General features: G+C 66.6%; 22 protein-coding genes. 9 read left to right on the plus strand and 13 right to left on the minus strand.

What is annotated here, in order from left to right:
- Nucleotides 1-8: 8 nt before the first annotated feature.
- Both LG367_RS12425 and LG367_RS12430 read right to left on the minus strand, forming a co-directional pair.
- Nucleotides 9-1319 carry an AmpG family muropeptide MFS transporter gene (locus LG367_RS12425; RefSeq protein ID WP_226469564.1) on the minus strand — a complete coding sequence of 437 codons (1311 nt, stop codon included), beginning with the start codon at nucleotides 1317-1319 and terminating at the stop codon, nucleotides 9-11.
- A complete protein-coding gene (locus LG367_RS12430; protein WP_226469565.1) occupies nucleotides 1316-2131 on the minus strand; it encodes an exodeoxyribonuclease III in 816 nt (271 codons plus the stop codon). Before LG367_RS12430 ends, LG367_RS12425 begins: the two co-directional genes overlap by 4 nt.
- 122 nt (nucleotides 2132-2253) lie before the next feature.
- Between LG367_RS12430 and LG367_RS12435 the strand changes: the two genes are divergently transcribed.
- The 3 genes from LG367_RS12435 (at nucleotide 2254) to LG367_RS12445 (ending at nucleotide 4209) form a co-directional block, all read left to right on the plus strand.
- The gene (locus tag LG367_RS12435) at nucleotides 2254-2757 is read left to right on the plus strand and encodes a GNAT family N-acetyltransferase (RefSeq protein ID WP_226469566.1); all 504 of its coding nucleotides are present in this window, start codon (nucleotides 2254-2256) and stop codon (nucleotides 2755-2757) included.
- Between the two features lie 65 nt (nucleotides 2758-2822).
- The gene (gene pyrE, locus LG367_RS12440; protein ID WP_226469567.1) at nucleotides 2823-3482 is read left to right on the plus strand and encodes an orotate phosphoribosyltransferase; all 660 of its coding nucleotides are present in this window, start codon (nucleotides 2823-2825) and stop codon (nucleotides 3480-3482) included.
- A 67-nt stretch (nucleotides 3483-3549) separates the two neighbouring features.
- On the plus strand, nucleotides 3550-4209 hold the full coding sequence (locus LG367_RS12445; RefSeq protein WP_226469568.1) for a hypothetical protein: 660 nt from the start codon (nucleotides 3550-3552) through the stop codon (nucleotides 4207-4209).
- Nucleotides 4210-4303: 94 nt separating this feature from the next.
- On the opposite strand, the gene LG367_RS12450 is transcribed toward LG367_RS12445, so the two are convergent.
- Entirely contained in the window at nucleotides 4304-4453 is a 150-nt protein-coding gene (locus tag LG367_RS12450) for a hypothetical protein (protein WP_226469569.1), read from the minus strand.
- Here LG367_RS12450 and LG367_RS12455 point away from each other — a divergent pair.
- The 6 genes from LG367_RS12455 (at nucleotide 4452) to LG367_RS12480 (ending at nucleotide 10023) form a co-directional block, all read left to right on the plus strand.
- The gene (locus LG367_RS12455) at nucleotides 4452-5147 is read left to right on the plus strand and encodes a hypothetical protein (protein WP_226469570.1); all 696 of its coding nucleotides are present in this window, start codon (nucleotides 4452-4454) and stop codon (nucleotides 5145-5147) included. The genes LG367_RS12450 and LG367_RS12455 overlap by 2 nt on opposite strands.
- 26 nt (nucleotides 5148-5173) lie before the next feature.
- Nucleotides 5174-5683 (plus strand): XVIPCD domain-containing protein, encoded by a 510-nt coding sequence (locus LG367_RS12460; protein ID WP_226469571.1) that lies wholly within the window; start codon nucleotides 5174-5176, stop codon nucleotides 5681-5683.
- Nucleotides 5684-5856: 173 nt separating this feature from the next.
- On the plus strand, nucleotides 5857-7077 hold the full coding sequence (locus LG367_RS12465) for a beta-ketoacyl-[acyl-carrier-protein] synthase family protein (RefSeq protein WP_264179908.1): 1221 nt from the start codon (nucleotides 5857-5859) through the stop codon (nucleotides 7075-7077).
- Between the two features lie 38 nt (nucleotides 7078-7115).
- Nucleotides 7116-7883, plus strand: a complete 768-nt coding sequence (locus tag LG367_RS12470; RefSeq protein ID WP_226469599.1) for a beta-ketoacyl synthase chain length factor — start codon at nucleotides 7116-7118, stop codon at nucleotides 7881-7883.
- Nucleotides 7876-8706, plus strand: coding sequence for a glycosyltransferase family 2 protein (locus tag LG367_RS12475; protein WP_226469573.1), 831 nt, complete (start codon nucleotides 7876-7878; stop codon nucleotides 8704-8706). Before LG367_RS12470 ends, LG367_RS12475 begins: the two co-directional genes overlap by 8 nt.
- Nucleotides 8707-8763: 57 nt before the next feature.
- On the plus strand, nucleotides 8764-10023 hold the full coding sequence (locus tag LG367_RS12480; RefSeq protein WP_226469574.1) for a cation:proton antiporter: 1260 nt from the start codon (nucleotides 8764-8766) through the stop codon (nucleotides 10021-10023).
- Nucleotides 10024-10035: 12 nt separating this feature from the next.
- Here the strand turns inward: LG367_RS12480 and LG367_RS12485 are convergent, their stop codons facing one another.
- The 10 genes from LG367_RS12485 to LG367_RS12530 all read right to left on the minus strand — a co-directional run bounded on the left by LG367_RS12485 (nucleotide 10036) and on the right by LG367_RS12530 (nucleotide 17632).
- Nucleotides 10036-10365 carry a hypothetical protein gene (locus tag LG367_RS12485; RefSeq protein WP_226469575.1) on the minus strand — a complete coding sequence of 110 codons (330 nt, stop codon included), beginning with the start codon at nucleotides 10363-10365 and terminating at the stop codon, nucleotides 10036-10038.
- Nucleotides 10362-10796, minus strand: a complete 435-nt coding sequence (locus LG367_RS12490; RefSeq protein ID WP_226469576.1) for a DUF1801 domain-containing protein — start codon at nucleotides 10794-10796, stop codon at nucleotides 10362-10364. Before LG367_RS12490 ends, LG367_RS12485 begins: the two co-directional genes overlap by 4 nt.
- A gap of 20 nt (nucleotides 10797-10816) precedes the next feature.
- Entirely contained in the window at nucleotides 10817-11308 is a 492-nt protein-coding gene (locus LG367_RS12495) for a hypothetical protein (RefSeq protein WP_226469577.1), read from the minus strand.
- Between the two features lie 89 nt (nucleotides 11309-11397).
- Nucleotides 11398-12135 carry a 3-oxoacyl-ACP reductase FabG gene (gene fabG / locus LG367_RS12500; protein WP_425490956.1) on the minus strand — a complete coding sequence of 246 codons (738 nt, stop codon included), beginning with the start codon at nucleotides 12133-12135 and terminating at the stop codon, nucleotides 11398-11400.
- A 37-nt stretch (nucleotides 12136-12172) separates the two neighbouring features.
- Nucleotides 12173-12616 carry a hotdog family protein gene (locus LG367_RS12505; RefSeq protein WP_226469579.1) on the minus strand — a complete coding sequence of 148 codons (444 nt, stop codon included), beginning with the start codon at nucleotides 12614-12616 and terminating at the stop codon, nucleotides 12173-12175.
- Nucleotides 12617-12627: 11 nt separating this feature from the next.
- Nucleotides 12628-14952 carry an MMPL family transporter gene (locus LG367_RS12510; protein WP_226469580.1) on the minus strand — a complete coding sequence of 775 codons (2325 nt, stop codon included), beginning with the start codon at nucleotides 14950-14952 and terminating at the stop codon, nucleotides 12628-12630.
- A gap of 31 nt (nucleotides 14953-14983) precedes the next feature.
- Nucleotides 14984-15598 carry a LolA-related protein gene (locus LG367_RS12515; RefSeq protein ID WP_425490962.1) on the minus strand — a complete coding sequence of 205 codons (615 nt, stop codon included), beginning with the start codon at nucleotides 15596-15598 and terminating at the stop codon, nucleotides 14984-14986.
- On the minus strand, nucleotides 15567-16562 hold the full coding sequence (locus LG367_RS12520; RefSeq protein ID WP_226469582.1) for a lysophospholipid acyltransferase family protein: 996 nt from the start codon (nucleotides 16560-16562) through the stop codon (nucleotides 15567-15569). Before LG367_RS12520 ends, LG367_RS12515 begins: the two co-directional genes overlap by 32 nt.
- Nucleotides 16559-16837 carry an ApeI family dehydratase gene (locus LG367_RS12525; protein WP_226469583.1) on the minus strand — a complete coding sequence of 93 codons (279 nt, stop codon included), beginning with the start codon at nucleotides 16835-16837 and terminating at the stop codon, nucleotides 16559-16561. The genes LG367_RS12520 and LG367_RS12525 overlap by 4 nt, the downstream gene beginning before the upstream one ends.
- 3 nt (nucleotides 16838-16840) lie before the next feature.
- Entirely contained in the window at nucleotides 16841-17632 is a 792-nt protein-coding gene (locus LG367_RS12530; protein WP_226469600.1) for a lysophospholipid acyltransferase family protein, read from the minus strand.
- Nucleotides 17633-17780: the final 148 nt, after the last annotated feature.

Here is a 17780-nt window from a genome sequence, read left to right on the forward strand (position 1 = left end):
CCGCATCACTACGCCTGTGCGGCAGGTTCCTTGATCCGCCGCCACAACCATGCCAGCAGCGCCAATGCCGGGATGACCGTCGCCGCGCTCAGCACGAAAAAGGTGCTGTACGAGGTCGCCTCGACGATATAGCCAGAGACCCCGCCAACAAACTTGCCCGGCAGATTCGCCAGCGACACCAACAGCGCGAACTGCGTGGCCGTGAAATTGCGATCGGTAAGGGATGACATGAAGGCGATCGACACCGTGCCGGCGAATCCCTGGCACAGGTTGTCCGCCAGCAATGCCGCGTAGAACGACCAGATCTGCGACGGGTATTGCGCCATGAGCAGGAAGGCGAGATTCGACAACGCCACGCCAAGCACCGCCACCAGCAGCATGCGCCGGAAACCGAACGCCGCCACCGCCACGCCGCCCGCGAAAGCGCCGAGGATGCCCATCCACACGCCGAACAGCTTCGACACCGTGGCGATGTCCGCCTTGGTGTAACCCGAATCGAGATAGAACGGCCCCGCCATCACGCCGATCACCTGATCCGGGAACTTGTACAACCCGACGAACAGCAACAATGCGATTCCGAAAGCCCATCCGTGATGGGCGAAGAAGCTCGTGAACGGTTGCCAGAACGCACCGGCCAGATCGATCTTGCGCGCCACCGCCGTTTCCGGTGCCGCGGCCGGCTCACGCGACAACAACGTCGCGAGCATGGGAAGCAGCATCAGCGACGACATCGCGACATAAGCCGCCGTCCAGCTGCCGTATTCGGCGATGTACAACGCGCCGGCGCCGCCGACGATCAGACCAACCCGGTAGCCAAGCGTGTAGGTCGCCGCCAAGGCAGCCTGCGAATTGGCCGGCGCGATCTCGATGCGATAGGCATCGACCACGGAATCCTGCGTCGCACCCGCGAACGAAGCCACGAGCACCCAGGCAACGAGTCCCGTCACGCTCAATTCCGGGCGCATGTACGCCAGTGCGAACAGACCGATGGTCACCACGGCCTGCGACACGATCAACCAGGAACGGCGGCGACCCAGGAACGCGGTGAGCGGAAACGCATAACGATCCAGCAACGGCGCCCACAGGAACTTCAACAGATAGAAGAAGCTGGCGAGGCTGATCAGGCCGATGCTGCCCAGATCGAGGCCGACGTCACGCAGGCGCGTGGACAAGGTCTGCGAGGCGATCAGCAGGAACGGCAGTCCGGAACCGAAACCGAACACCGCCATCGTCAGCGCCGACGGCGTGCCGAAGGCGCGCCTGATGCCGGCCCAACCCTTGTACGACACTTGCGTGGTCGTATCCGCCGTGGTGCTCACAGGGCGTAATCCACCACGAACGGCGCATGATCCGAGAACCGCGGTTCCGGATGAATCGCGCACCCTTTCACCTTCTTGCCCAGCGTCGGCGTGATCAGCTGATAGTCGATGCGCCACCCGACATTGTTGGCGCGCGCGGCGCCGCGCTGGCTCCACCAGGTGTATTCGACGGCGTCCGGTTTCACCACGCGGAAACTGTCCAGCCAGCCCAGGTCGGGTTCCTGGGTACCGTCGCCACAACCGTCGGTGATCATGCCGTTGAGCCAGGCGCGCTCGGGCGGCAGGCAGCCGGAGTTCTTCTGGTTGGAAGTCCAGTTCTTGATGTCGTTCTTGGCGCGCACGATGTTCCAGTCGCCGCACAGCACGTAATCGCGTCCGCTGCGCAGCCATTCCTCGAGCACGGGCTTCAACCACTCCATCACTTCGTACTTGAAGTGCTGGCGCGGCTCACCGGACGAGCCGGACGGGATGTAGAACGACACCACGCTCAAATTGCCGAAACGCGCTTCCAGATAACGGCCTTCGTCATCGAACGGCGCCCAGCCGAGCGCGGTGCGTACCTCGTCCGGCTCGCGCTTGCTGTAGATGGCCACGCCGCTGTAGCCCTTCTTCGTGATCGCGTCCTTGAACCAGGCCTTGTAGCCTTTGGGCAGGAATTTGCTGTCCAAGTCGGCGCTTCCGGACAGCTGGTGCTCCTGCGCCTTGGTCTCCTGCACGCACAGCACGTCGGTCTTCTGCTGCGTGAACCACTCGAAGAAGCCTTTGCTGGCGGCCGAGCGCAGGCCGTTGGCGTTGAAACTCATGATGCGCATGGGAGCGAACGGGCAGTGGCGAATCGCGCAAGCGTAACGGATTCGGGCGCCAGCGGCCTGACTGGTGATCTGACTGACAATTCGCGATGCGTCCGGAGCCGTTCGCGCTTTATGATCCCCCCATGATCGCCATCCCCGACTTGCACGTCGCGCCGGTCACGCCCCAACTCGCCAGCGCCGTGCGCACTTTGCGAGTGGCGGAGGATCAGTATCCCTTCGTCGGCGATGTCACCCTCAACCTCGCCCTGGCCGAAGCCGACCCGAACAGCGACGCCATGGCGATCCTGGTCGGCGACACCGTGATCGGCTTCTACCAGCTCGATTTCGCCGGCGCCATGGCCGGCTGGAATCCGCACGGCAAGGCCGGGGTCGGCCTGCGCGCCTTCATGCTCGATCGCGACTGGCAGGGCCGCGGCCTCGGCACGCGGGCGATCAACGCCTGCTGCGCCGATCTCGAACGCCGCCACCCCGAGCGCCGCCTGCTCGCGCTCACCGTCAACTGCAGCAACCTCGGCGCCATCCGCGCCTATCGCAAGGCCGGCTTCGTCGACACCGGCGAACTGTATTTCGGCGGCAAGGCCGGACCGCAGCACTTGATGGTGCGCGGACTGAACGCCCGAACCTAGCCGATGCCGCAACGGCGGCGGCGATGTGACATCCCGATAGCATCTCGCATGGGACAATGCGCCGCATGACCGATCACCGCACCCGCTTCCTGCAACTCGCCCTGCAAGCCGACGCGCTGCGCTTCGGCGAATTCGTCCTGAAATCCGGCCGTACCAGCCCGTATTTTTTCAATGCCGGCCGCTTCGACTCCGGCGCGGCGCTGGCAACGCTGGCCAGCTGCTACGTCGACGCCATCGACGCCGCCGGCACCGGCTTCGATCTGCTGTTCGGCCCCGCCTACAAGGGCATCCCGCTCGCCGCGGCGATCGCCTGCGAATACGCGCGCCGCGGCCGCGATCTGCCATTGGCCTTCAACCGCAAGGAGGCCAAGACGCACGGCGAGGGCGGGAACCTGATCGGCGCGCCGCTGGCGGGCCGCCGCGTGCTGATCGTCGACGACGTGATCACCGCCGGCACCGCGATCCGCGAGGCGCTCACCCTGATCCGCGAGGGCGGCGGCACGCCGGCCGCGATCGCCATCGCGCTCGATCGTGAAGAGCGCGTGTCCGAGGACGACGACCGCTCCGCGGCACAGACCGTCGCCACCGAACACGGCATCCCCGTGATCGCCATCGCAACTCTGTCCGACCTGCTTGCGTTCGCCGGCGAAAACTCCACACTGACCGCAGAACGCGACCGTCTGCTCGCCTACCGTGCGCGCTACGGGAGCCGGGTATCGTTGTAAGCGTGCCATTCGTAAGCAAGTCATGATTGGGCCGGCCGGGGGGACGGCATGGATGAAAGCCGTATCGATGAAAACAGCCATCGCATGCACGGTCGGAGCCTTGTTGCTACTGCCGGCGGCCATCCCCGCGCAACAGAAGAACCAGAAGGCCGCCGCGGCGAAGAAGCTGTATTGCTGGGATGAAGGCGGCCGCCGCATCTGCGGCGACACCCTGCCCCCTGAAGCCGTCGATCGCGCGCGCACCGAAATCAACGCCAGCAACGGTAAGACCGTCAAGACGCTCGACCGCACGCAGACCGACGAAGAACGCGCCGCCGCCGCACTGGCGGAAAAGCAGGCCAAGCTCGCCGCCGAAAGCGAGGCCGCCGTCAAACGCCGCGACCTCGCGATGGCCGAATCCTATGCCAGCGAAGAGGAACTGCGCCGCGCCTACGGCGACCGCATCGTCCTCATCGAGGAATCCCTCAAGGGCTCGCGTCTGGCCGTCCTCAGCCTGCGCCAGAGCCTGCTCGGCCTGCTGCGCCAGGCCGCCGATCTGGAACTGCAATCCAAGTCGGTGGCAAAGCCGCTGACCGAGAAGATCCAGCAGCAGCATGCCGACCTGCTGCATCTGGAAGACACACTGCAGCAACAGATGGCCGAACGCGCCTCGCTGGGCACTGATCTGGAGCAGACGCTGGAGCGGTATCGTGCGCTGAAGGGTGCTGGCAGCACCGCGCACGATTGAGATCCCGAATCATCACTGGAGACCTTCTGACGGGATTCGGTGCTTGAAGATCATGAGAAAAGGCAGGATTTCAGCGGCAACCAGGGCGCCGTCTTCACACACGCCCTCCCGGAAAATTGGGTAGCATCCGGACCAGCTCTCCGCCAAAGGCATTCAGGATGAGCCGATCTGTTTTCGCGACCATGGGCTTGCTGCCAGTGACATGCACCGGATCGATCGCATGCGCTTCGGGAAGCAAGCTCATGCATCCCTCGAAAACACGCGCGCTGTTCGTAGCCGCAACTCTTTCGTTGTTCAACGCAGCCTGTACCGCGCAGCCTCCAGCCTCGGGGCAACCCGAGGCATCCAAAGACGCGCCGCGCTCAGACGCCGCTCCTCATAAAAGCCTTCCGGCCTCGCCTTCTTCGACACCGAAGGGCGCCTCAGACGCACAGCCTTCTTTCACAATTGACGCCGGCTCCTTTGTGCCCGCCGGTTTCGAAATCCGCATGGAGAAACATGGCGATCTCAATGCAGATGGCCATGACGATGCCCTGCTCGTTCTTCAAAGCAAGGAAACCCGCGACAAGGACTCACGCCCCCGAGCACTCGTGATCATTGGCGGCACACCCGATGGCCGCCCCAAGAAACTTGTCGAAAATTCCAGCGCGGTGCTATGCGCCTCCTGCGGCGGAATGATGGGAGACCCTCTTGCCGACATTACGGTGAGCCCGGGGCGTTTCGCGATCCGATTCGAAGGCGGATCTCGTGAACTCTGGTCGCGAGAATACGACTTCCATTATTCGCAGAAGGACACAGACTGGATCTTGGACCATCTCGTCGAGAAAAATTCGGACAGAATCACAGGTGACGCGGCAAGCAAGCGTCTGGATCAGAAAGATTTCGACATTGTTTCGATCAATAATTTCGATCCCGAAACCATGCCCGCAAGCGACTGAAGGGCTACGTATAAGGAAATAGATACATGCCTACCGAAAACGAAATCCCCACCGGCATGCCCCCCGATCCTGGCACCCCCAGCATCCAGAACCCTGTCCGCTCCCTCGGCCCGCACGACACTCGTGATCCGCGCGACCCCACCCACCCCGACCACGCGCTGTACGAACAGATTCGCGAAGGCGTCCAGCGCCTCGATGCACAACACGGGCGCACGTTCGACGCGGCCAGCGAGCGGATGTCGATGAGCCTGCTGGCGCTGGCGAAGCAGAACGGCATCTCCCGCGTCGACGAGGTAGCGGTGAACAACCGGACACCAAACCTGCAGGCGGGCGAGCTGGTCTTCCTCGTGCAGGGCAACCGTTCCGATCCGGCGATGCAGCGCGAGTCCATGCCGACCGCCGTTGCCGCGCAGACACCCGTGAACGACTCGATGCAGCGGATCGAAGTGGCGAACCAGCAAATGGCGCAGCAATCCGTGCGACAGGAAGGCCTGCAGCGCGGAGAGGACCCCAATCGCGGCTCCAGGGTGGTCTGACCGCCCACCGGCAGGCAAGGCGGCAACCCCGGCAGTCAAGGCGCCGCGCCGGCCGGATTTGCGGGTTTTCTCCGCTCAGGTTGGCGCCACGGTGCGGTCGCTATACTCCCGGGCCTTTCCAGGAAAAGGTGCCCCGGGTGCCGTCATCGAAATCGTCGCCTCCCCCGTCGACGCTGGCGATCCGGGCCTACACGGCCACGACCGCGCTCGGGCGTGGGCGTGAGGCCCAGGCACGGGCGCTGCGCGAGCGCCGTGGCGGCCTGAGGCGCAACGATTTCGGCGAGGGCGCCATCGCCCGGGAACGGCTGGACTGCTGGATCGGCCGCGTCGACGGCCTGGAGGCCTCGCCCCTGCCGGCAGAATTCGCCCAGTGGGATTGCCGCAACAACCGTCTGGCCTGGCTCGCGCTGCGGCAGGACGGGCTGTTCGACGCCGTCCTCGCGCTGCGTGAACGCCATGGCGCGACGCGGGTGGCGGTGGTGCTCGGCACCTCCACGGCCAGCATCGGCGCCACCGAAGAGGCCTACGCGCGGATGACCGAGGGCGACGGCCCTGCTTTTTCGCAGCATTTCCCCGCCGACCTCGCCCGCCCGATCGTGCACACGCCGCACTCGCTCGGCCATTTCGTGCAATACGCCACCGGCCTGCGCGGGCCGTGCATCACCGTGGCCACGGCCTGCTCGTCGAGCGCCAAGGTGTTCGCGCAGGCGGCGCGGCTGATCCATGCCGGCGTCGTCGATGCGGCCCTGGTCGGCGGGGTCGACACGCTGTGCGGCAGCATCCTGTTCGGCTTCAACGCGCTCGGCCTGGTGTCGGCGCAGCCGTGCCGTCCGTTCGATGCGGAACGCGACGGCCTTTCGCTCGGCGAGGCCGGCGGTTTCGCCATTCTCGAGCGTGCCGATCTCGGCGACGACACCGGCGATGCCGCATTGCGGCTGTGCGGTTACGGCGAATCCAGCGACGCCCACCACATGTCCTCGCCGCATCCGGAAGGCCTCGGCGTGCTCGCCGCGATGCGCGATGCGCTGGCGCGCGCCGGCATCGATGCGGGCGACATCGGCTATCTCAATCTGCACGGCACCGCCACGCCCGCCAACGACGCGGTGGAAGCGCGCGCCGTGGATGCGCTGTTTCCGGGCAGCGTGCACGCGAGCTCCACCAAGGGCTGGACCGGTCATACGCTCGGCGCGGCCGGCATCGTCGAATCGGTGTTCGCACTGATCGCGCTGGAAGACGGCATCCTGCCCGGCATGCTCAACAGCACACGCCGCGACGACGCCTGCGGCGCGCAGATCCGCCTCGACAACGACGAACGCGCGATCCGTTACGCGATGAACAATTCCTTCGGCTTCGGCGGCAACAACTGCTCTCTGGTCTTCGGGAAGGTGGCGTGAGTTCGCTGGTCGCCGCCATCGAGGGCATCGGTTTCTGGATGCACGGACTGCCTTCGTGGGAGGCGGCCCGCGCATTCGCCAACGGCGGCGCGCTGATCGCCGATGCACCGAGCAAGCCATCACCGCAATTGCTCCCGCCGAACGAGCGCCGTCGCGCCTCCGAATCGGTGGGCATCGCGCTCGAAGTCGCCGCCGCGGCCTGTCAGGCGGCGGACCGCGATCCGGCCTCGCTGCCATCGGTGTTCGCCTCCACACATGGCGATCTCGCCATCACCGACTACATCTGCGCGACGCTCGCCAGCGAGCCGCGCGCGATGTCGCCGACCAAATTCCACAATTCCGTCCACAACGCCGCCGCCGGCTACTGGACCATCGGCAATGGCTGCATGCATGCCACCACCGCGATCAGCGCCTTCGACGGCACCTTCGCGCAAGGGCTGCTCGAAGCGCTGGCGCAATTGAACGATGGCGCCGAAGCCGTGCTGCTGGCCGGCTACGACACCGCCTCGACCGGCCCGCTCGGCGAGATGACGCACAGCGAAGGACTGCTCGGCGGAGCCTTGGTGCTTTCGCGGCGCGATCCCGGCTTGCACTCCCCTTCCGAGAAACCCGCCATCGCCGTGCTGCGCGCAACACTCGTCGATGGCGATCCGCCGCCGACGCAAGGCGCGCTGGCGCGGCTCGGCGCCAACAACGCCATGGCGCAGATGCTGCCGCTGTTCGACGCGCTGGCCAGTGGCGGTGATGTCGTCTTGCTGAAAGCCGGCCCCGGCCGGCTGCTGAGAGTAGAAATCGCGCATGGTTGAAACGTCCTCGTCCACGCCGGTTCTGAACCGCGGCAACGTCGCCGTGGTGATTCCCGCGCTCAACGAATCGTTACGCATCCGCGAAGTCGTGCAGGACGCACTGACCTACTGCGATCACGTGATCGTCGTCGACGATGGTTCCGACGACGGCACCTCCGACTGCATCGCCGATCTGCCGATCACCCTGCTGCGGCATTCGCAGCGCATGGGCAAGGGGGCTTCACTGCGCGACGGCTTCCACGAAGCGCGGCGCCAGGGCGCACGCGGTGTACTCACGATGGACGGCGATGGCCAGCACAGCGCCGCCGATTTCCCGCGCCTGCTCGCCGCCGCCGATCGTCATCCCGGCTGCGTGATCATCGGCGCGCGACTGCGCAAGCGCGCCGCGCAACCGATGTACCGCCGCATCGGCAACGATTTCGGCGACTGGGGCATCGGCTGGGCCTGCGGTTTCCGCATCGTCGACAGCCAGAGCGGGCAGCGCTTCTATCCGCATGCGGTCTACACGCTCGAAGGCGTGCCGGGCGAGGACTTCGTGTACGAGGCGCAGTTGCTGATCTCGGCCGCGAGGCGCGCCGGAGTCGGCATCGTCGCGGTGCCGATCGAAACGCGCTACGCCGCCGCGCACGCGCCGGACACCTTCCGCAAAAGCCATTTCCGCCTGGTGCGCGATCTGTGGAAAATCACCTCGCACGTCGTCACGCAAGTGTGGGGCCACGGCAACATCTTGCAGGAATATCGCCGCACCCGCGCGCAACCACCGCGCATCGACGATCCCGACGGGGAATTCGCAGAGGCGCGGCACGTCGCACCCCAGCAGTAGGCCCGCGCGGTCGCATGTCTTAACATCCCTCCTTCGCTCATGGATTGACCGCGCACCATGTCGCCTTCGCTGCTGTTGCTGCTGCAGGTGGTCGTCATCCTCGTCGTCGCACGCGCATGCGGCGGCCTGCTGCGCGTGTTCGGCCAGCCGCCGGTGATCGGTGAAATGGCGGCCGGCATCGTGCTGGGGCCGATCGTGTTCGGCGCGCTCTTTCCCGAACTCCATGCCAGCCTCTTCGCCAAGGCATCGCTGCCGGCACTCACCTCACTGTCGACGCTCGGACTGATGCTCTTCATGTTCGTGGTCGGCGCCGAACTGCGCGCGCCGGACGGCGTGCGCGCGCAACTCAAGTCGGCGGGCATGGTCGGTGTACTTGGCGTGGCGCTGCCGATGGCGCTCGGCTTCGCGATCTCGCCCTGGCTGCATCCGACATTGGCGCCGCCCGGCGTCGGTTTCTGGCCGTTCGCGCTGTTCATGGCCATCGCCATGTCGATCACCGCGTTTCCGGTGCTGGCGCGCATCCTCAAGGATCGCGGCATGACGCAGACGCGCCTGGGGCAACTCGCGCTCAGTTCGGCCGCCATCGCCGACGTCTTCGCCTGGATCATGCTGGCATTGGTGATCGCACTGACGGGCACGGGCGAAGGCTCGCAAGGATTCCTGCGTGCGGCGCTCGGCCTGATCGTGCTGTGCGCGCTGGTGTTCGGCGGCCTGAAACCCTTGTATGCGCGATTGCTGCGCCGCCACGCCATCGACGGCCGGCCTTCGGCGCCGATGTTCGCCGCATTGCTGGTCGGCGCGTTCGCCGGCGCGGCCGCGACCGAATGGCTGCATCTGCATGCGGTGTTCGGTGCATTCCTGTTCGGCGCCTGCCTGCCGCGCGACGACCGGTTGTTGAAAACGCTGACCGAACGGCTCGAACCGCTCGCCGTGATCGTGCTGATGCCGATCTTCTTCGCCCTGGCCGGCCTCAACACCACGGCCGATGCTTTCGTCGGTGCCGGCCTTGGCGCACTGGCGCTGATCCTGATCACCGCGATCGTCGGCAAGATCGCCGGCGGCGCCTTCGGCGCGCGCCTCGCCGGTCACGGCTGGCGCGAAAGTTTCGCCGCCGGTTCGCTGATGAACGCGCGCGGCTTGATGGAGCTGATCGTGATGAAGGTCGGCCTCGACGCCGGCCTGATCGGGCCGGAACTGTTCACGATGCTGCTGGTGATGGCGATCTTTACCACCGTGATGACGTCGCCGTTGCTGACATGGCTTGGTGTCCGCACGAATGCCTCCGCAGACATCGCCCGCACAGCACACCGCCGATAACGAATCGCTTCCTCAGCCAGACACGCGGCTTGGCATATCAGAGTCCAAGGAAACACCGCAAAACTGGCGATACACGACCGGCCTCAGGAACAAGAATCCTTTGTCGCCGAAATGGTTGTTGGACCATCCAATATTGCCCCGACAATTCGGGCATCGCACGCCGAACTTGTAAACCTGCAATGCGCCGATATACGCCAGACAAGCAGCTGCGAAAACCCAATATGCCCATGACTTGTCGAATACCGATGCCATGGCGAGGGAACCCACCATGATGGCCAGCGACAGGGCGTAGAAACGGCTATAGAGCCGCTTCCTGCCGATCAGGTATCCACGAATAGTCATGAGGATGCAGACAACTTTGGATAACGCTTTCGAATTTCAGTGATAGCGGTTTCGACCAGGCGCTGCAACACGGCGACATCCACGTCTCGCAATCTCTTCACGTACAAACACCCTTTCCCCGTGCTGTGCTTGCCAAGCTTCTGCAACAACGGCTCGAACGGCGCGAGATCGGAAGCGAGATAAAGCACGAACGCCTGCTTGCGCGGGGCGAACCCCACCACCGGCCAGTCGCCTTCCTGTCCGCTGGCGTATTTGTAGTGGTAGTGATCGAAACCGACGATGGCGGCGCCCCACAGTTTCGGCTCGCAACCGGTGGCCTTGCGCATCATCGCCGAGAGCGCCTCGGCGTCGGCGCGCTTGTCAGGATCATCGATGGCGGCGATGAAGTCGGCGACCGATGCGGTCTGCGGCTTGGTCTTCGGGCCCGCCACTCCGTGCGCTCCGACGAAGATCAGCGGGACGGCGGCGCGGGTTGCGGAGGAAGCGCGGGTGGCATCGCGTCGGATGGCGGCGGATTGGCGATGTAGATCGCGACGCCTCGCGCGAATTTCTGTCGCGGCGTGATGTCGACACCCACACCGACACCACCATAGCCATGTCCGCCGATGCGGCCACCACCTCCGCCGACGCTCATGCCGCCTCCGCCATAACCATCGGCGGTGCCACGGAAGAGCACGCCGTTGGCGCCGAGCTTCGCCGCTTCCTTGCGCAGCTTGGTGACCACGGAGTTCATCTTGTTCTGTTCGCCGTAGGTGAGGGCGCCGCTCTTGGTCTCCAGCAGCGCGATCTCCTCGAACTGCACGGCCGGCGTGTTGAAGTACACGCGGACCTGCGAGGGATCGATCGGCGGACGCGGCCGGCCGGTGACCAGGGCGGAACTGGCGCAAGCGGCCAGCAACAGGGCGAGCAGTGGCACGACGGCCTGACGCGTTTTGCGGAACATGGTCGATCCCCCGATGATGCCGTGAACGGAAGCGATGCTACGCCAGCCTCCCCCACCGACGCTGAATAAATGCATGTAGCCGGCCTCGTTCAGGCCATGCCACCGTTGATGCCGATCACCTGGCCGTTGATATAGCCGGCCGCGGGTCCGCACAGGAAGGCGACCAGCGCGGCGACCTCGTCCGGCGTGCCGGCGCGGCCGGCCGGGACGATCTGCTTGATGGTCTCGGGCGAAAAGGTGGCGTCCGTCATGCCGCCCGCGATCACGCCCGGCGCCACCACATTGACGGTGATGCCGCGGCTGGCCATCTCGCGCGCCAGCGATTTCGATGCGCCGTGCAGCGCGGCCTTGGCGGCGGCGTAGTTGCTCTGGCCGCGATTGCCGAGCACGGCCGACACGCTCGACACGCTGACGATGCGGCCCCAGCGCGTGCGCGCCATCGGCAGCAGCAACGGCTGGGTGACGTGGAAGAAGCCGTGCAACGACACGTCGATCACATGCTTCCATTGTGCGTCGGTCATGCCGGCCATCGGCGCGTCGTCGTGGATGCCGGCGTTGTTGACGATCACCTGTATCGGCCCGTCAGCAAGCTGGGTCTCGATGGCCTGCCGTGTCGCCTCGCCGTCGGTAACGTCGAAGGCGATCGCTGTCGCGATGCCGCCGGTATCGCGGATTTCGGCTGCCACGCTTTCGGCACGCGCGAGGTTGGCGTTGGCATGGACGATGACGTGCAGCCCGTCGGCGGCGAGCCGCCGGCAGATCGCGCCGCCGAGATCGCCGCTTCCGCCGGTGACCAGAGCACGTCTTGTCAGAGCACGTCTTGTCAAAGCATGTTTTGGTGAGGTATCGGAAGGCATCGTCCGATTATCCCGCAGTCGCCACGTCGTGGAGCATGACCGCCGCACGGCCTTCGGCGATCAGATCACCGGCATGGAAGATGCGGAATGCGTACTGCTGGCTGAGCCCGGCCTCGGCCAGGACCTCGGCTTCGCCATCGAGCGCCTCCGGCAGGTCGTCGATGCGGGTCACGTGCAACCGCACATCGCGCAGCGCCACCAGGAGGCCCGGCTTGGCCGGTTCACCTTTTTCGCGCGAACGCAGCCCGCCGTGCACCGCCATCGCCTGCGCGCCGTATTCGCACAGATGCACCGCGTGCAATCCGTCCCGCGAGCGCAGCGGGTGATCGGTATCGCGATGGTTGCGCGCACGCAGGCGAATGCGGTCGGCGTCCCAGGCCAGCACTTCGTCCCACAGGCACATCGCGCCCTGATGCGGAATCAATGCCTGGATCTCGGCACGCTGGAGCATGGCCGCGACGCTCAGCGCGCGTCCGTGACCGGCTGCCGCGACACGAGCAGCGCCAGCACGAAGTTGCCGAACACGCCAATCGCCACCGTCGTTCCGATCGCGCGCAACACCGGGATCGAGGACAGCGCCAGCATCGCGAACACCAGCAGCGTCGTCAGGCTGCACACGATCAGCGCATGCAGCGTGCGCAACTGGTCGTTACGGTCCTCGCCGGCGTGATCGAAGAACAAGGCGTAGTCGAGGCCGAGACCGGCGGCCAGGATCAACGCCACCAGGTGGAACAAGGTCAGCTCGACACCGCACAGCCGCAGGATGGCGAGGATGGCGAGCGTGGTCAGCGCCATCGGCAGCAACACGCGCACGACGCGGCGCGGGGTGCGCAAGGCGACCCAGACGGCGACGGCCAGCAACAGCGCGGCGACACCGAGCGCGGCGAGCACGCGGCCGCGATAGGCGATGACCAGTGATTCCGACGCCGCCTTCATGTCGAGCAACTGCGCGCCATGTGTGCCGGCGGCACGAGCGACCGCGGGCAGATCGCGCAAGCCGCTGAGCGAGACCAGCGCGGTGGCATGGTCGCCGCTTTCGATCAGCAGGCCGGAGACTGACGTCGCCAGCGGCGTGCCTTCGAGATCGCGGCGCAACAGCGGCGGCGCGCGCCTGGACTTGGCGACGTCGTCGACGAAATCGTCGAAGGCATCGGCGCGGAATGGACTGTCAGCCAGCGCCGAACCGAGCGCGGCCCGCAATGCCGCCGTCTTCGGCAGGCGCTGCTGGCGTGCGCGTTGCAGCGCAGCGCTGGGCAGGAGGCGCGCGGCCATGTCGTAGCCGGACAGGGCCTTGTTCGCGACGAGCCGGTCGAGCGCGGGGCGCAGACGTTCGGACGCCGCCAGCACAGCTTCGGCGTCGCGGCCTTGCACCGTCAGCACGTAACGCACGTCGGGTGCGCCGAGTTCCGCGCGCAAGTCCGCGTCGCGAGCGAGCGCATCGGGCGGTACCGGCGTGAGTTTCGCCAGATCGTTCTGCCAGAAAGCACCGGGCGCGAGTGCGATTGCGGCCAGCGCCAGCAGCGCGAACACCGCTAGCGCCCAGCGCGGCCTCGGCGCGCGCTCGATCCGGTTCCAGACTTTGGCGAGGAAACGCGAATCGGCCAGATCACGCGGCGCCGGATCGATTAGGTATGGCAACAGGAAACGCGTCGTCAACGCCGCGGTGGCGAGGCCGGCGATGGTGAAGGCGGCGAGTTGGTTCAGTCCATCGACGCCGGCGAAGAAGAACGTCAGATAGGCGATGCAGGTGGAAACCACGCCGGTCGCGAGCGTGGGCCACAGCGCGCGCGCGTTGTGCACGGGCGATTCACCCGGGCGCTGATGACTGAAGAGATGGATCGGATAGTCCTGCACCACGCCGATCAGGGTGAAGCCGAACGCGACGGTGATGCCGTGCACGCCGTCGAACAGCAGCGCGACCGTGGCCAGCCCCGCCAGGCCGGCGCTGGCCAGCGGCAGCACGCCGAGCACGGGAATCTTCCAGCTGCGGTAGGCGATGATCAGCAACAGGATCAGGCCGATGGTGTCGAAGCTGCCGATCCATTGCGCCTCGGCCTGGGTGCGTCCGCCGATCTCGACCGAGAACGCGCCGGGGCCACTCAGCGTGAGTGATGTCTCCGCCTGCCCACGCACCTTGGCGAAGGCCTCGCGGATCGCATCCACCGCCAATTGCTGGCCGGTGGGATCGAATCCCGCCGCATGCGTCTGCGCCAGCAGCAGGGCACGCTGGCCGGCGCGATCGAACCACACGCCGTACAACCGCTGCGGCGCGTTCGCCGGTTGCAGGGCGTCGGCGATCTTGAGGGTTTCCAGCGTGGGATCGCTGGGAAGCAGCGGCTCCACGAGTCCGCCCGCCGGCGAGCCGAGGTCCTGCACGCGCTGTTCGAGTTCGTCGCGCAGGGTGGCGGCATCGAAGCGTTGCGTGTCGAGCGTCGGCGAGAGCAGATAGCGATAAGGACGCAGGCGTTCTGGAATCGCATCGAGACTCGCCTCATCGCCATTGGCGACGAGCGTGAACTTGCCATCGCGCGTGAGCGCCTCGCGCAAGGCCACCGATTGTTCGGCCAATATCTTCGCATCGCCGTCCGACAGGGCGATCAGCAGCAGGCGCGATCCCGGCCCTTCGCCGAGTTCGTCGAGCAGCAGCTTCTGCTCGGACGTGCGCGCGTCGGGCATGAACTTGCGCAGATCCCCGGTGAGCTGTAGGCGCGGCGCGATCGCCCAGGCGGCGAGCGCGAGCAGCACCAGCCACAGCAGCGCCAACGCGATGCGCAGACGCGGACTCATGGCACCCGCATCGACCGCTTGGCGGCCGCGGTCACTGCGTCTCGCCGTGGCACAGATCGGCGAGCGACTGCCCGTTGGCCAGCCCATCGGCATCGCGCGCGGCGCCGGCCAGCAACGTGCGATGCACGACCTTGCCTTTGGTCAGCCGCGTTTCGATGCAACGCAGCTCCACGCCACGACCGTAGAGGTTGATGTCGCGCAGCTTGCTCGCCAGGGCGGCGGCCTTCGGCACCAGCGTCATCGTCCAGCGCCGGCGCGTGCCTTCGACCTCGATGCTGTAGGTCTGTTCGAGCAGGGCGTGGTCGCCGGAAATCATGGCCCCGAAACTCGCCGGGAGCCCCGCGATCTCCGGCGCGCGCGACAGCGAGAACTTGCGCGGGCTCCTGCCGGCGCGGGCGATGGTCACCTCGCCGTTGCGGATGGTGGTGGTTTCCAGATACGGCACGCGCACCTCGCGCACCATCGTGGCGTCGTCCGGGCGCTGGTATTCGCCGGACAGGCGCAGCGGTGCCTTCAGCAGCGGCGAGTCGCGGAACTCGACGAAGTTGGCGCGCATCGGCGCCGGCCGCGCCAGCGTGCGCAATACCCAATCGGCGTCGACGGGCGAGCCGGGATCAGCCGCCTGCGGCACGGCGGAGAGCGGCATCGCGCTGGCCAGCAACGCCAGTGTCAGCCCCCATCGCCAGGCGCGCGGTTTCCGACGCGTCTTCATGGAGATTCCAGAAATCATAAAAATTGAACCAGTTGTACGGCGCACCGCGCGCATGATGCTCCAAACGCGCAGCGTAACGCTGAACGAGCGAAGCCAGCAGCACACTGCGACTGCGACGCGGCAGGTCGATGCCGTCGTCGCTGAAGGATTCGAAGAGGAGATCGTAACGGTTGCCGCCGCGGTAGAGACCGAAGCCGAGCGAGATGGGCAGTTTCAGTACCGAGGCGATCAGCCACGGCGACACCGGGAACTCGGCGGGCTCGCCGAAGAACTGCGCCACCTGCACCGGCACGCCCGGATGCGTGCGATCGACCAGCAGCGAAATGATGCAGCCCTCGTCGGCGGCTTGCTTGATCGCCAGCATCAGGCTCGGGCCGTCCTGGCTGGCGTCGATCACGCCGGCGGCGATCTCGGGATTCAACGCATCCAGTAATTGCGTCACCGCCGGGTTGTGCGCCTTGTCGAGTACCACGCGGATCTTCACGTCGGGACGCCGCCGCGCCAGCACGCGCAGCGCCTCGAAACTGCCCAGGTGCGATCCGAACAGCAGCACGCCGCGCCCCTGCGCGAGTTGCGCTTCCAGGCCGTCGAGGCCGTGCACGCGCACTTCGAAACGGCGGAATTCCTCGCTGAGCAGGAACACGCGATCGAGGATGGTGCAGGCGAAGGTGTGGATGTGACGCGCCACGTCCCGCAGTCCGGCCGGACGCCCGAACACCCGCGTGAGATAGGCGCGCGAATCGCGGCGCTCGTCGGCGCGGCGCATCAGGAAGTACAGGGTGATCGGATACAGACACAGCCGCGCCAACGGACGTCCGCCATACCGGCCGATCGAGCGGATCAACCAGATCGCGAACCAGCCACCGCCCTCGCGGCGCTGCTTCCAGGTGTTGCTCACGATCCCACCACTTCGCCGCTGGCTAACAGCACGTCCTCGCGCAACACGCGGAAGCGCCAGCGCGGCGCCTGGCCGTCGAGTTCGATGCGCGCGCCCTCCCCCGGCAGCAACGGCTGCACGAACTTCACCTGCGGCAACCGCACCGGACCGATCGCGCCATCGCGCGCCTCGATCGCGGCCAAGACGTGGTCGAGGATCACCACGCCGGGCACGATCGGCCGGCCGGGGAAGTGTCCCGGCAGGCTGGGGTGTTCGGGGCTGACGGTGAACTCCACGGGTCAGGCCGCGGGGCGGCGCTCCTTGGGCAACGGGACAGGATTCAGCAGGTCCAGGACCGCATGATAGGCGCGGGTCGCCAGTTCCTGGCGATCCACCGGCCCCTGCGGCCCGGAAACCGCCAACGGTGCGCCGAAACACACCCGGATCGCTCCAGGCCGCACCCGGAACAAGCCATCCGGCGGCAGGACTGCGCCCGTCCCCTCCAGCGCCACCGGCACCACGTCGACGCCCGCGTCGATGGCGGCCTGGAACGCCCCGCCCTTGAACGGCGCCACCGCGCCGGTACGGCTGCGGGTGCCCTCCGGGAAGATGCACAGGTTGGCGCCGCCACGCACCACCTCGGTGGATTGGCGCAGGAATCCCAGCGCCGCGCGGCGGTTGGAGCGATCGATGAACACCATCCCCATCGCCTTCGCGTACCCGCCCACGAACGGCACCCGTGCCATCTCCTGCTTGTGCAGGAAGCGCAGCGGCACCGACACCGCGCGGAACAGCGCGCAGATGTCGATCACCGAGGCGTGGTTGGCGACGAAGACGTGGTTGCGCGTCCAGTCCACCCGTTCCAGGCCTTCCACTCGCAGCCGCGCGCCGGCGCCGAACAACAGGCCGGGCGCCCAGCAGCGGGAGGCCATCCGCAGGGGCCAGTGCCGGTCGCGCAGCAGCGCGTAGACCAGCAGGGCGAGGCAGATCCAGCCGGCCGTCCAGGCCAGCGTGAAGGCGAGTTGCACGGCGTTGAGAACGGACCAGACGAGCGAGGTCCAGTCGCGCTCCACGGCCGAAGGCGTGGGCATGTCCATCAGGCGGACGAGTTGGCAAAAGAGGACAGAATACCGTCGCCAGTTGCGCGAAGTCTCATTTTCCGGGCCCAGCCCGAGCCCAAGCGCGACACCCGTATTCAGATGCCGCGCTCGGCTTCGTGGGGGGGGGGGCGGGGCGGCC

Source organism: Luteimonas panaciterrae, from assembly GCF_020511115.1.
Lineage (GTDB): Bacteria > Pseudomonadota > Gammaproteobacteria > Xanthomonadales > Xanthomonadaceae > Luteimonas > Luteimonas panaciterrae.